This window comes from Rhodococcus sp. NJ-530 (assembly GCF_003860625.1).
Lineage (GTDB): Bacteria > Actinomycetota > Actinomycetes > Mycobacteriales > Mycobacteriaceae > Rhodococcus_F > Rhodococcus_F qingshengii.
The window spans coordinates 3,090,622-3,103,496 of record NZ_CP034152.1 but is presented as its reverse complement, the minus strand read 5'-3'; the positions used below and the strand labels follow the sequence as shown (position 1 = coordinate 3,103,496).

The window sequence follows — 12,875 nt, the reverse complement described above, 5'->3', positions numbered from 1 at the left end:
GTGCGCAGCCCACCCTGATGGAGGGCAGGTCACCCCTCTTCGAGTAGCTCCACATTCACTGCGGATTCGGTGTCGGGTATGCCCGTTTCCTTGGCCTTGCGATCAGCCATCGACAGCAGGCGACGGATACGTCCGGCAACGGCGTCCTTGGTCATCGGCGGGTCGGCCAACTGGCCGAGTTCTTCGAGGGACGCCTGCCGATGCTCGACGCGCAGTGCACCCGCCGCCGCGAGGTGATCGGGCACGTCCTCACCGAGGATCTCCAACGCACGCTCGACGCGCGCAGCAGCCGCAACGGCAGCGCGAGCAGAGCGTCGCAGGTTTGCGTCGTCGAAATTGGCGAGACGATTGGCGGTGGCGCGGACCTCGCGTCGCATCCGCCTCTCCTCCCACACCAGACGTGTGTCCTGGGCTCCCATTCGGGTCAGGAGATCGCCGATGGCCTCACCGTCGCGGATCACCACACGATCCGTTCCGCGAACCTCACGTGCCTTCGCCGAGATCCCCAGACGCCGCGCAGCTCCAACCAGAGCAAGTGCGGCTTCCGGGCCCGGGCAGCTCACTTCGAGCGCCGACGAACGGCCGGGTTCGGTCAGGGAACCGTGCGCGAGGAACGCACCGCGCCACGCTGCTTCGGCGTCGCCGACACTTCCGCCGACGACCTGCGCAGGCAAGCCGCGAACCGGGCGCCCGCGAAGATCGAGCAGTCCCGTCTGGCGCGCGAGGGCCTCACCCTCCTTCGCTACACGCACGATGTAGCGAGCGGACTTTCGAAGCCCGCCCGCACTGAGTACGTGCACGTCGGCACTGTAGGTGAACAGGTCGAATATCTCCCGGCGCAGACGTCGCGCCGTGGAGCCCAGATCCACCTCTGCTTCGACGACCACCCGGCCGCCGACGATGTGGAGCCCACCGGCAAAGCGCAGCAACGCGGAGACCTCTGCCTTGCGGCAGCTGACCTGAGTCACCACTAACCGGCTCAGTTCGTCCTTGACCTCCGCTGTCATTGCCACGAAGCGTTCTCCCTCTGTTCTTCGGATTGCCGTTCTTGCAGGGAAGACTGTGTCGAATCCCCTACTGCCGCACTGCTCGACAGTTCAGCCAGTACATCGGCCAGTTTTGCCGGATCGTGTACATGCGCTGCGCCCGGTGAGGTGTCCGCGACATCCGCGTACCTGACTTCGGCTGAAAATTGATCCGCCGCACGCTGCAGATGTTCACGTTCACGCCCGGCCGGTACCGACGCCGAGTCGACCACCACGTAGTCGACCCGGAAATCGGGCACGTGTTGGGAGAGTACGTGCAGGTGACGCTCCGCGGAGAATCCGGCGGTCTCCCCCGGCTCGGGTGCGAGATTGAGCACCAGTACCTTTCGAGCCTTCGTCGACGACAGTGATTCGACGAGTTCGGGTACCAGGACGTGTGGGATCACGCTCGAGAACCACGATCCCGGGCCGAGAACCACGAGATCGGCACGATCGATCGCAGTCACGGCATCGGGGCACGCGGGCGGATTGGACGGGAGCAGTCTCACACGCCGAACCTTGCCCGGGGTGGTCGCGACGGCAACCTGTCCACGAATGCAGCGGCTGACGCGGGGGTCCTCTTCGAGTCCCTGAACGTCGGCTTCGATCTCGAGCGCGATCGGCGACATCGGCAGCACACGGCCACGGATTCGCAGCAGTCGCGCCATCTCGTCGAGCGCGACGACCGGATCGCCGAGCACCTCGGTCAGTCCGGCCAGGATGAGATTGCCCACCGAATGCCCGGCAAGTGCGCCGACACCGCCGAAGCGATGCTGAATGGTCCGAGTCCAGTCGACTATCTCGGGTTCGTCCGACGCGAGAGCTGCCAGCGCCATCCGGAGGTCTCCAGGCGGGATGACGCCGAGTTCGGCGCGCAGCCGGCCCGACGAACCACCGTCGTCGGCGACCGTGACCACGGCGGTGACGTCGACCGTCAAGCGTCTGACGGCCTGGAGCGTGGCGAACAATCCGTGCCCGCCGCCGAGCGCGACGATGGCCGGCCCCTCGGGTGTCTCCCGCGAGCGATGTGTCGGTTCACTCATTCGCGCCCCAGATCCCGGTGCACGATGCTGACCGAGATGTCGTCCTCGGAACCCAAACGCCTCGCGAGAGCTTCGGACATTGCCACGCTTCGGTGCTTACCCCCGGTGCATCCGACCGCAATTGTCATGTAGCGCTTTCCTTCTCGTCGATATCCGGCGATCGTCAAATCCACCAGATGTCGGTAGGTGTCGAGATAGTCTTCCGCGCCCTCGCGCGACAACACGTAGTCGCGGACGTCGGCATCCTGACCGGTGTGCGGGCGAAGTTCAGGGATCCAGTGGGGATTGGGCAGGAAACGAACGTCACAGACGAGATCGGCGTCCATCGGCAGGCCGTACTTGAATCCGAACGACTGGACCGTCACCTTCATCGTGCGGTTGGCATCGTTTCCGAACGCCGTTTCGATCTTCTGACGCAGCTGATGCGCCTTCAGTGCCGACGTGTCGATGACCAGATCGGCGGCCGCCTTCACCACGGCCAACTGCCGACGCTCGGCTGCGATCCCTTCGGACAACGTGCCGTCGATGCCGTCGTTCTGCAACGGATGACTGCGGCGCACCTGTTCGAACCGTCGGATCAACACGTCGTCCGACGCTTCGAGGTACAGCACCCGAGTGTGGATCGGTTCCGCCTCGAGTTCGGTGAGCACCCACCCGAGATCGCCGGTGAAGAGTCGACTCCGCACGTCGATCACGACGGCGAGACGATCGACCGGCGGATCGGAGGTCAAGCTCAGACCGACCATTCGGGAAATGAGCTCAGGTGGCAAATTATCCGCGACATACCAGCCGAGGTCTTCGAGCACCTTGGCAGCGGTACTCAAACCTGCTCCGGACAATCCCGTCACCAGCAGGAAATCCATCGTTCGACTGTCTTTGGCGCTGTCGGTAGTCACTGTGCACTCGGCCCCGTCGTCGGCATGGACAATTCTCGCGACTCGGAGCCCTCGTCATCGCTACCGGATTCGGCGCTGGGCGCGTCAGCAGACGTAACAGACGATTCGGATTCCGTGTCCAGCTCATCATCCCTACCGCGGCTGGCAGCGCTCGAGCTTCAGCGCCCGCGTCGGCTGCAGCCGAATCCGTGCCGAGTGCGGCCAGAACTGCTGTGGCGGTGGTCTCACCGATACCGGGGACCTGCATGATCTCCTCGACCGTTGCCGTTTTCAGCTTCGCCACGGAACCGAAGTGAGCCACCAGAGCGGTTCGACGAGTTTCACCGAGCCCCTTGACCGAATCCAGAGCCGAAGCCGTCATCCGCCTCGAGCGTTTGCTGCGATGGAACGTGATCGCGAAGCGGTGGGCTTCGTCTCGGATGCGCTGCAGTAGGTACAACGACTCGCTCGTCCGAGGGAGGATGACCGGATCTTCTTCCCCCGGTACCCATACCTCTTCGAGTCTTTTGGCCAACCCGACTACCGCGACGTCAGTGACCCCCAGCTCGTCGAGGACCGCCGCTGCCGCCGTGACCTGAGGGGCGCCGCCGTCCACGACGAACAGATTGGGCGGATAGGCGAACCGCCGAGGCCGGCCCGTCGCCGGGTCGATCGCCGCTTCGGGAGCCAGATCCCCACCGTCCGAGTCCATGGTCGACGCCGACGCCGCGAGGACGCCCAGGTCGCGGTTGTGGCGCAGGAACCGCCGACGCGTGATCTCGGCGATACTCGCGACGTCGTCGGAATGACCGTCGCCGGCAGCTTCCTTGATCGCGTAATGGCGGTAGTCCGACTTACGCGGGAGCCCGTCCTCGAACACGACCAGTGACGCCACGACGTCGGTTCCCTGGACGTGACTGATGTCGATGCATTCGATTCGTAGCGGAGCCGAGTCCAGGTCCAGTGCTTCCTGGATGCCCTGCAGCGCCGCGGAACGCGAAGTGAAATCGCCGGCGCGCTTGAGCTTGTGCTGCGCCAGAGCCTCTTTCGCGTTTCGCTGGACTGTTTCGGCGAGGTCTTTCTTGTCGCCGCGTTGCGGAACCCGCAGTTGCACTTGCGATCCCCGAAGCTTGCTCAGCCACGCCTGGATCTCGGTCGCGTTTGCCGGCAGAACCGGCACCAGAACTTCCTTGGGAACTGCGCTGATCCCGGCCTCGGAACCCGCTCCCGGGTCGAGGGCCGCCTGCTCCCGTAGAACTGGGTGAGGAACTGCTCGACCAGGATCGGCAGGTCGGACTCGGCGTCGAGTGCGGCCCAGTCGATGGCGTCGCCTGCCTTCTCCACGACCCATCCACGCTGACCCCGCACGCGTCCGCCCCGCACGTGGAACACCTGAACGGCGGCTTCGAGATCATCGGTGGCAAAGGCGACGAGATCGGCGTCGGTGCCGTCACCGAGTACGACGGCCTGCTTCTCGAGCGCCTTGCGCAAAGCCCCGATATCGTCACGCAGACGGGCTGCGGTCTCGAAGTCGAGGTCCTCGGAAGCCTGCTGCATGCGCTTTTCGAGATCTTTGACCAACTTGTCCGTGCGGCCGGCGAGGAAGTCGCAGAAATCTTCGACGATCTGACGATGCTCCTCGGCGCTGACTCGCCCAACGCAGGGCGCCGAGCACTTGTCGATGTAGCCGAGCAGACACGGCCGGCCGATCTGGTTGTGCCGTTTGAAGACTCCGGACGAGCACGTTCGTGCGGGAAAGACTCGTAGCAGCAGATCGAGAGTTTCGCGGATCGCCCAGGCATGGGAGTAGGGACCGAAGTAGCGGACACCCTTGCGCCGCGGACCGCGGTAGACGAACAAGCGCGGGAACTCTTCGTTGAGCGTCACAGCGAGAACCGGATACGTCTTGTCGTCGCGGTACCGGACGTTGAACCGCGGATCGAATTCCTTGATCCAGTTGTACTCGAGCTGAAGCGCTTCGACTTCGGTACTGACGACGGTCCACTCGACGCTGCCGGCGGTGGTCACCATCTGCCGAGTACGGGGATGAAGTGTCGTGACGTCCGCGAAGTACGAGTTCAAACGTGAACGGAGGCTTTTCGCCTTTCCGACGTAAATGACCCGACCATGCGGATCGCGAAATTTGTAGACGCCCGGCGCAGCCGGAATGGTTCCGGTAGCGGGGCGGTAAGTCGAGGGATCCGGCACGGTTTCAGGTTAGTCGCCGCCACCGACCGACTCGGAAACGCGCAGGATGCGGGCACCGAACCGGTCGGAAGACGTCAGTTGCTCTTGTGCGCGACCGGTGCGTAGCGGTCGGCCAGTTCGCGGAACTTACCGACCGTGTCGACGGCGTACTCGCGGTCGTTGGACTGGATCGCCATCACTGCCATGTACTCGTCGTCGGGCAATTCGATGCGTGCCCAGGCGGCACCGTCGGGGAACGAGAGTCCCTCGAACAGATCCCAGTCGACGATCTTCTCGCCCAGGATGTTTCGTACGGCAATACCCTGCTTGCCCACCTTGACCCGGGGCCGCGTCAACATCAGCACACCGAGAGCCAGAATGGTGCCGATGCCTGCCATCGCGATCTGGTCCGCGGCACGGAAGTACACGCCGGTGGACCCCTGGCGAAGCAGGAGTGCCAGTGTGACGTGAACGATCACCAGGAGGACAGCAACTCCGATCGCGTATCGCGTCGACTTACGCGGTGACGCAATCAGTTCCCAGTTCTCGTTGTCGCCGGGTGTACTCATCGAAACGAATCCTCGGTCCATGGTGCTCGGAGATGGCGCAGGGTCACTGCGGTGTCCAGTGCGGCGGCGCAGGCCTGTGCGCCCTTGTCCTCGACGCTACCCGGCAGACCCGAACGGTCAAGAGCCTGCTGCTCGGTGTCGGTGGTCAGGACACCGTTCCCCACGGGGGTGCTTTCGTCGAGCGAGACGCGTGTGAGGCCCGCAGTGACCGCGTCGCACACGTACTCGAAGTGCGGCGTGCCGCCGCGGATGACAACACCGAGAGCGACGACGGCGTCGTGCGTGCGCGCCAATGCCTGCGCAACGACCGGCAGTTCGATCGCGCCGGCGACACGGACCAGTGTCACGTCCTTGATCTGTGCCTCCTGCGCGACGCGCTGCGCGCCGGCGATCAGAGCCTCGGAGATCGTCGCGTGCCACTGCCCGGCAACGATCGCCAGCTTCAGATCCTTGGCCTCGGCGATCGCGAGCTGCGGCTGACCTTCCCCGCTCACAATGCGGTTCCCGGCTGTGCGGTGTTCTGGTTCGCCTCGTACTCGTCCAGTCCGATCAGATCGTGCCCCATCCGATCGCGCTTGGTGCGCAGGTAGGTGAGGTTCTCCGCATTCGCGCGCAACGGCATCGGAACACGATCGGTGATCTGCAGGCCGTAGCCGTCCAGACCCACACGCTTGGCCGGGTTGTTGGTCAGCAGACGCATCGACGAGATCCCCAGATCGACGAGGATCTGGGCACCGATGCCGTAGTCACGGGCGTCCGCCGGTAGGCCGAGTTCGAGATTGGCGTCGACGGTGTCGGAACCGGCGTCCTGGAGCTGGTAGGCCTGCAGCTTGTGCATGAGACCGATGCCACGACCCTCGTGCCCGCGCATGTACAGAACAACGCCGCGGCCCTCTTGGGCGACCATGTCCAGTGCGGCGTCGAGCTGCGGGCCGCAATCGCACCGCAGCGAACCGAAGACGTCGCCGGTGAGGCACTCGGAGTGAACGCGGACGAGCACGTCGCTACCGTCTCCGTCGGGGCCTGCGATGTCGCCACGCACCAGCGCAACGTGCTCGACCTCGTCGTAGATGCTCGTGTAGCCGACAGCGGTGAACTCACCGTGGCGGGTGGGGATGCGGGCCTCGGCGATGCGCAGCACGTGCTTCTCGTGCTTGCGACGCCACGCGATGAGGTCCGCGATCGAGATCAGAGCAAGGTTGTGTTCGTCGGCAAATACTCGCAGCTCGTCGGTCTGAGCCATCGCGCCTTCGTCCTTCTGGCTGACGATTTCGCAGATGACGCCGGCAGGACGCAGGTCCGCCATGCGGGCGAGGTCGACTGCAGCTTCCGTGTGGCCAGGACGACGCAGTACTCCGCCTTCCTTCGCGCGGAGCGGAACGACGTGACCGGGGCGAGTGAAATCGTTGGCACCGGATTCGGGGTTGGCGAGCAGACGCATCGTCGCAGCGCGGTCCGACGCCGAGATGCCGGTACCGATTCCCTCACGGGCGTCGACCGTGACGGTGTACGCCGTGCCGTGCTTGTCCTGGTTGGTGGCGTACATCGGGGGCAGGCCCAGCCGATCGCAATCGTCACCGTCGAGCGGCACGCACAGGTAGCCGGAGGTGTACCGGACCATGAACGCCACCAGTTCCGGGGTGGCTTTCTCGGCGGCGAAGATGAGGTCGCCCTCGTTCTCGCGATCCTCGTCGTCCACGACGACAACAGCTTTACCTGCAGCGATATCTGCTACTGCGCGCTCGATACTGTCGAACCTGGTCACGTGCTCGCACTCCAAAGTCTTGACTTTTCACATCATCGAATACAACAAGTGCATCCGACGGATGCACTGACAACCCTACGACCAATCGGACGGGTCCGATCAGCCTGGTCCTACCGACCGGCAGAGTGAAGCCGCTCGACGTACTTCGCGATCACGTCCACCTCGAGGTTGACCGGCGTACCGACCACAGCGGTTCCGAGCGTCGTCAACTCGAGCGTTGTCGGGATCAGCGAGATCTCGAAGTACTCGAACCCGCGGTCTCCGCCCAGCGCGGAAACCGTCAGCGAGACTCCGTCGACGGTGATCGAACCCTTCTCCACGACGTAACGGGAAATGGAGTCGGGCAGTGCGATCCGCACTACCTCCCAGTTCTCGGACGGCGAGCGGGAAATGACGTGGCCTGTTCCATCGACATGCCCTTGCACCAGGTGGCCGCCGAGTCGGCTGTTCAGCGCCGCGGCACGCTCGAGGTTGACGCGAGAGCCGACATCCAATTTCGCCAGGCTCGAGCGGTTCAGGGTTTCCTGCATGACATCTGCGGTGAACGAACCGTCGGCAAGCACGTCGACCACCGTCAGGCACACTCCGTTGACCGCGATCGAATCACCGTGGCCGGCGTCGGAGGTGACCAGTGGCCCGCGCACCGTGAAACGTGCAGCATCGACCAGTTCTTCCTTGGCGACGATTTCGCCGAGTTCTTCCACAATTCCTGTGAACACGCGCCCTACTCCTCGTTCCCCGGAGCAGAACTCTCCGGAACCAGACTCAACAAAATATCGGGGCCGATCGTTACCGCAGACTCCAAACGGAATCGGTGGGCGTCGGTGATGGTGTGCACTCCGGCATCGACGAGTGCGGAGGCGCCCGCGCCGAGCAGGATCGGAGCGATGTATGCCTCTATGACGTCGACATATCCGGCGGCAAGGAATGCTCCGGCTAGACGGGGCCCACCCTCGAGAAGTACGTCCGTGTACTCCCCCAACGCCTCGACTACTTCGTCGACGTTGTCGGTGTTGAGCACCAGAGTCGGTGCGGTGTCGTCGAGAATGCTTGCCGTCGAGGGTATTTCGCGCTTTCCGACGACGACACGAACGGGCTGGTGCGCCGCGAGCTCACCGGTGGGCTGACGTGCGGTCAGCCACGGATCGTCGGCGAACACGGTGCCGGTACCGACCACGATCGCATCGATCTGCGCTCGCTGCGCATGCACGCGCGCCCTCGCCTGCGGACCGGTGATCCACTGACTCGTTCCGTCCTCGGCGGCGCTGCGTCCGTCCAGACTGGCCGCGTACTTCCACGTGATGTGCGGGCGACCGGTGCGCTGTTTGTGCAGCCAGGCCCGCAGTGGACCAGCTTCCACCTCGGGTGCTCGCAGTCCGGCCGTGACGCTGATTCCAGCGCGCATGAGGGTCGCTGCGCCGCCGGAAGCCTCGGGATTGGGATCACCGACGGCGTAGACAACCGCCGAGACTCCGGCGTCGATCAATGCCTGCGAGCAAGGGCCGGTTCGTCCCTGGTGATTGCACGGTTCCAGTGTCACCACGGCCGTACCGCCACGTGCCGCATCGCCGGCCTCGTCGAGAGCCACGACCTCCGCGTGCGGTCCACCGGGCGGTTGCGTCATACCGACGCCCGCGATGGTTCCGTCGGCAGCGAGGATGACCGCGCCGACCGGTGGGTTGGGGCTGGTGAATCCGCGCGCGGAATCAGCTGCGGCCAGCGCGATCTGCATCGCGGCGTCGAGATCAGCCGTCGACGCCTGTCCACCCTTTGCCATCGAGCGGCTCAGACCGACAGCGTCAGGTGCGGCGACGCCGAGGCGGCCTGCGCGCGCAGCTTGCGCACCGCCTCACCGGGATCACTCGCTCCGTACACCGCCGAACCGGCGACGAAGCAGTCGATCCCTGCTTCAGCGGCCTGCTCGATCGTGGAAGCGTTGATGCCGCCGTCGATTTCGACAAGGAGCGTCAGCTCACCCGAGTCGACGAGCTTTCGAACTGCGCGTGCCTTGTCGAGCACCTGAGGCATGAAGGACTGACCACCGAATCCGGGTTCGACGCTCATGATCAAGAGGGTGTCGAAGTCCTCGAGGATTTCCAGGTAGTCGTCGATCGGGGTTCCAGGCTTGATGCTCAGCCCCGCCTTGGCACCAGCTGCACGAATATCGCGGGCAACCGAACGCGGATCGTCGGTGGCCTCGGCGTGAAACGTGACGTTGTACGCACCGGCCTCGGCGTACGGCGGCGCCCAGCGCTCCGGATTCTCGATCATGAGATGGCAGTCGAGCGGAATATCCGTCGCCTTCAGCAGACTCTCGACCACCGGCAGACCCAGCGTGAGATTGGGAACGAAATGCGCGTCCATCACGTCGACGTGAAGCCAGTCGGAGCCGGACACGGCAGTCGCTTCATCAGCGAGTCGAGCAAAATCTGCGGACAGAATGGACGGTGCAATCATCGGGGAAGCCACGACGCCGAGTTTAGCTGTGTCTCATTGCCGACCGTGCATGCACATCGGAGCCGGTGAAATCCGATCAGTTCTTGACGACGGTGTGGAGCTTTCGCACCTTGGCCGGTGCCTTGATCCGCCACGCGTCTTCGAGCATCTCACCCAACTGCACCTCGTCGATCAGTTCGAGGTGCACGAGGATCGAGCCGTGCCCGTGATAGTGATCGGTGGTGAAGAAAGCCGCCTCGCCACTGGCGAGTAGCGCCTCCTTCTCGTCCAGACCGCACATCACGACCAAAGCGCCCTCCGCTTCGGTGCGGAGCCGTGCAAAAGTTTTACCTGCCACCTTGAGTGCCGGGGTGTTGTACGAGGTCGACTCTTCCACGGAGGGAAGAGCCGAACCCAGTACTACAACCTGTTCCCACGTAACCATGTAGGCACCATACGACTACCGATGCCCAGAAGTCATCCGATCAGGCCAGCGGCTTGCGCAAAGCGGCCATGAACATAGCGTCCGTGCCGTGTCGATGCGGCCACAACTGAACCGACGATCCGTCTCCGACGTCCGGGACACCTGGCACCAATGCCTTGGTGTCGAGTTCCACGACGCCATGACGCCGCACCGCATCGGCGACCACAGCCAGCGTTTCCGACAAGTGCGGCGAGCACGTGGAGTACAGCACCACTCCGCCGGGGCGAACCAGTTCGATTGCGGCAGCAAGCAATTCACGCTGCAACTTCACGAGCGGGGCCACATCGGACGGCTGCCGACGCCAACGTGCCTCCGGGCGCCGACGCAGCGCACCCAACCCGGTGCAGGGAGCGTCGACGAGGATGCGGTCGTATCCGGGTTCGAGCCCGGATTCGCGGCCGTCCGCCACGTGTACGTCCACGGGAAGCTCGCGAGTGGTCTTGCGAATCAACTCGGCACGGTGTTCGACGGGCTCGACGGCGTCGAGTCGCCCGCCTTCGATACCGGCGAGAGCGCCGAGAAGCGCTGCCTTACCGCCCGGACCTGCGCAGAGATCGAGCCAGCGTCCGGAGTCTTCACCTTCGAGAGGAGCAATGCTGAGGGCGCGGGCCACCAGCTGACTGCCCTCGTCCTGCACGCCCGCCAAGCCTTGGCGGACCGCCTCGAGCTGTCCGGGGTCACCGCCGTCGAGATGCACGGCGTACGGCGAGTACGGCCCGATCTCGCCGCCGGTCACCAGTGCTAGCTCCTCGGCGGAGATCTCGCCGGGGCGGGCGACGAGGTGTACGGCAGGGCGGGCGTCGTCGGCGATCAGGACGTCTTCGAGTTCACCGGCAGCAGCGCCGAGCGAGTCGGCAAATACCTGCGCGATCCACAGGGGGTGAGCGTGCTCGAAGGCGAGCCGGCCGACCGGGTCCTTCGGGGCCAGCAGCTCGACCCACTCCTCCTGGGTGCGTTCGGAAACACGGCGCAGGACCGCATTGACGAATCCTGCTCGGCCCTGGCCGTTTTCGGCGCGGACCAGATCGACCGAGGTTGCGACGGCAGCGTGCGGTGCGACACGAGTGCGCAGCAATTGGTACGAGCCGAGTCGGAGAACATCGAGCAGAGTTCCGTCGATCTCTTCGATCGGCCGACCCGCTGCATGGGCGATCACCGCATCCAGCAGTCCCTGAGCACGTGCCGCGCCGTACGCCAGTTCGGTTGCCAGCGCCGCATCGCGTGCGTCGAGTTTGCGGTCACGCAGGAGCCCTGGCAGAACCAGGTTCGCGTACGCGTCACGCTCACGGACCGCGCGCAGGACGTCACGCGCCGCCAGACGCGGTTGATCGAGCCCGGCGGTTGCCGGATCAGGCCGCTTGGCCTGCTTCGGCTTGGTGTTCTTGCCGCCGCCGCCGTTCTTGGCTCCGGGACCCTGTGTCCGCCGTGCCGGTCGTCGTGATTCGGTCACTGTGCTCGTACCTCCGCGTCGAGTCGGGCACCGCGTGCCCAGTCCCCTGCCGACATCAATTTCTTGCCCGGGGGCTGAATCTGCCCAAGTCGCACCGCGGTGGTCGCGGTACCGATGTACAGACCATCCTTGCGTACCGAGATCTCACCGACTGCCAGGGTCTCGTCCGTGACGGTGATCGGGCCGACCTTGACTCGAAGATCACCGATCATCGTCCATGCCCCGGGTGCGGGTGTGACGGCTCGGATATGCCGGTCCACTGTGCGAGCGGGCAGTTCCCACCGCACGCGGGCCGCGTCCACCGTCACCTTGGGGGCATACGAGACGCCGTCGGCAGACTGCGGAACCGCGTTGATCTCGCCGGCCTCGAGTCCGTCGAGTACCGATTCGAGGAGGGCAGCGCCGTTTTCCGCGAGACGTCCGAGCAGGTCGCCCGCCGTATCGGTGTCGCGAATCCGCTCGGTCATCACTCCGTACACGGGGCCGGTATCCATCCCGGCTTCCAAACGGAACGCGCTGGCGCCCGTCACCTCGTCACCGGCACTGATCGCGGCCTGCACCGGCGCGGCGCCGCGCCACGCGGGAAGCAACGAGAAATGCAGATTGACCCAACCGTATTTCGGAATGTCAAGGACGTTCTGTGGCAACAGGTTTCCGTAGGCGACGACGGGTGCACAGTCCGGTTCGAGGCGGGCGAGTTCGGCCGCGAAGTCGGGATCGGACGCCTTGGCCGGCGTCAGCACCGGGATGCCGTGCTCGTCGGCAAGCAGACCGATCGGCGATCGGGTGACTTTTCGACCGCGGCCCGCCACAGCGTCCGGACGCGTGACGACGGCTACCACTTCGTGGTTGGCGGATTCGATGAGCCGACGCAGTGAAGGAACCGCGGGTTCGGGTGTTCCGGCGAACACGACGCGCATGTCAGCTATCCCGTTTCGTTGGGCTCTTCGGACTCTGATCAGCCGATCGGCCTGTCGAACGCGGTGGACTGCAACTCACGAAAATGCTCCCGGATGTGTCGGTGGGTGGAACTGTCAGTCT

12 protein-coding genes and 1 pseudogene are annotated in these 12,875 nt (G+C 64.8%); all 13 read right to left on the bottom strand.

Going from position 1 to position 12,875, the window contains the following annotated elements:
- Positions 1–29: 29 nt before the first annotated feature.
- Positions 30–1,007, bottom strand: a complete 978-nt coding sequence (whiA, locus tag EHW12_RS14700; RefSeq protein WP_021344225.1) for a DNA-binding protein WhiA — start codon at positions 1,005–1,007, stop codon at positions 30–32.
- Complete coding sequence (gene yvcK / locus EHW12_RS14695) at positions 1,004–2,068, bottom strand: uridine diphosphate-N-acetylglucosamine-binding protein YvcK (RefSeq protein ID WP_125051051.1); 1,065 nt, start codon at positions 2,066–2,068, stop codon at positions 1,004–1,006. Before yvcK ends, whiA begins: the two co-directional genes overlap by 4 nt.
- Positions 2,065–2,964, bottom strand: coding sequence for an RNase adapter RapZ (gene rapZ / locus EHW12_RS14690; protein WP_003944872.1), 900 nt, complete (start codon positions 2,962–2,964; stop codon positions 2,065–2,067). Before rapZ ends, yvcK begins: the two co-directional genes overlap by 4 nt.
- A gap of 160 nt (positions 2,965–3,124) precedes the next feature.
- A pseudogene (gene uvrC, locus EHW12_RS14685) lies at positions 3,125–5,151 on the bottom strand (excinuclease ABC subunit UvrC); the annotation flags it as partial.
- Positions 5,152–5,225: 74 nt separating this feature from the next.
- A complete protein-coding gene (locus tag EHW12_RS14680) occupies positions 5,226–5,699 on the bottom strand; it encodes a PH domain-containing protein (RefSeq protein WP_003944987.1) in 474 nt (157 codons plus the stop codon).
- A complete protein-coding gene (gene ribH / locus EHW12_RS14675; RefSeq protein WP_003944999.1) occupies positions 5,696–6,193 on the bottom strand; it encodes a 6,7-dimethyl-8-ribityllumazine synthase in 498 nt (165 codons plus the stop codon). Before ribH ends, EHW12_RS14680 begins: the two co-directional genes overlap by 4 nt.
- A complete protein-coding gene (locus EHW12_RS14670; RefSeq protein ID WP_003944833.1) occupies positions 6,190–7,464 on the bottom strand; it encodes a bifunctional 3,4-dihydroxy-2-butanone-4-phosphate synthase/GTP cyclohydrolase II in 1,275 nt (424 codons plus the stop codon). Before EHW12_RS14670 ends, ribH begins: the two co-directional genes overlap by 4 nt.
- A 110-nt stretch (positions 7,465–7,574) precedes the next feature.
- On the bottom strand, positions 7,575–8,183 hold the full coding sequence (locus EHW12_RS14665) for a riboflavin synthase (RefSeq protein WP_003944892.1): 609 nt from the start codon (positions 8,181–8,183) through the stop codon (positions 7,575–7,577).
- 5 nt (positions 8,184–8,188) lie between these two features.
- Complete coding sequence (gene ribD, locus EHW12_RS14660) at positions 8,189–9,241, bottom strand: bifunctional diaminohydroxyphosphoribosylaminopyrimidine deaminase/5-amino-6-(5-phosphoribosylamino)uracil reductase RibD (RefSeq protein WP_003945026.1); 1,053 nt, start codon at positions 9,239–9,241, stop codon at positions 8,189–8,191.
- An 8-nt stretch (positions 9,242–9,249) separates the two neighbouring features.
- A complete protein-coding gene (gene rpe, locus EHW12_RS14655) occupies positions 9,250–9,933 on the bottom strand; it encodes a ribulose-phosphate 3-epimerase (protein WP_030536417.1) in 684 nt (227 codons plus the stop codon).
- 64 nt (positions 9,934–9,997) lie between these two features.
- Positions 9,998–10,345 carry an MmcQ/YjbR family DNA-binding protein gene (locus tag EHW12_RS14650; protein ID WP_003944924.1) on the bottom strand — a complete coding sequence of 116 codons (348 nt, stop codon included), beginning with the start codon at positions 10,343–10,345 and terminating at the stop codon, positions 9,998–10,000.
- A 40-nt stretch (positions 10,346–10,385) separates the two neighbouring features.
- Positions 10,386–11,834, bottom strand: coding sequence for a transcription antitermination factor NusB (locus tag EHW12_RS14645; protein WP_058226752.1), 1,449 nt, complete (start codon positions 11,832–11,834; stop codon positions 10,386–10,388).
- Complete coding sequence (fmt, locus tag EHW12_RS14640; protein WP_007727991.1) at positions 11,831–12,754, bottom strand: methionyl-tRNA formyltransferase; 924 nt, start codon at positions 12,752–12,754, stop codon at positions 11,831–11,833. The genes EHW12_RS14645 and fmt overlap by 4 nt, the downstream gene beginning before the upstream one ends.
- Positions 12,755–12,875: the final 121 nt, after the last annotated feature.

Excerpts from the sequence above, each read along its gene's own strand:
- whiA (WP_021344225.1), bottom strand. The coding sequence starts at position 1,007 with ATGACAGCGGAGGTCAAGGACGAACTGAGCCGGTTAGTGGTGACTCAG.
- fmt (WP_007727991.1), bottom strand. The coding sequence starts at position 12,754 with ATGCGCGTCGTGTTCGCCGGAACACCCGAACCCGCGGTTCCTTCACTG.
- EHW12_RS14680 (WP_003944987.1), bottom strand. The coding sequence starts at position 5,699 with ATGAGTACACCCGGCGACAACGAGAACTGGGAACTGATTGCGTCACCG.
- yvcK (WP_125051051.1), bottom strand. The coding sequence starts at position 2,068 with ATGAGTGAACCGACACATCGCTCGCGGGAGACACCCGAGGGGCCGGCC.
- EHW12_RS14650 (WP_003944924.1), bottom strand. The coding sequence starts at position 10,345 with ATGGTTACGTGGGAACAGGTTGTAGTACTGGGTTCGGCTCTTCCCTCC.
- ribD (WP_003945026.1), bottom strand. The coding sequence starts at position 9,241 with ATGGCAAAGGGTGGACAGGCGTCGACGGCTGATCTCGACGCCGCGATG.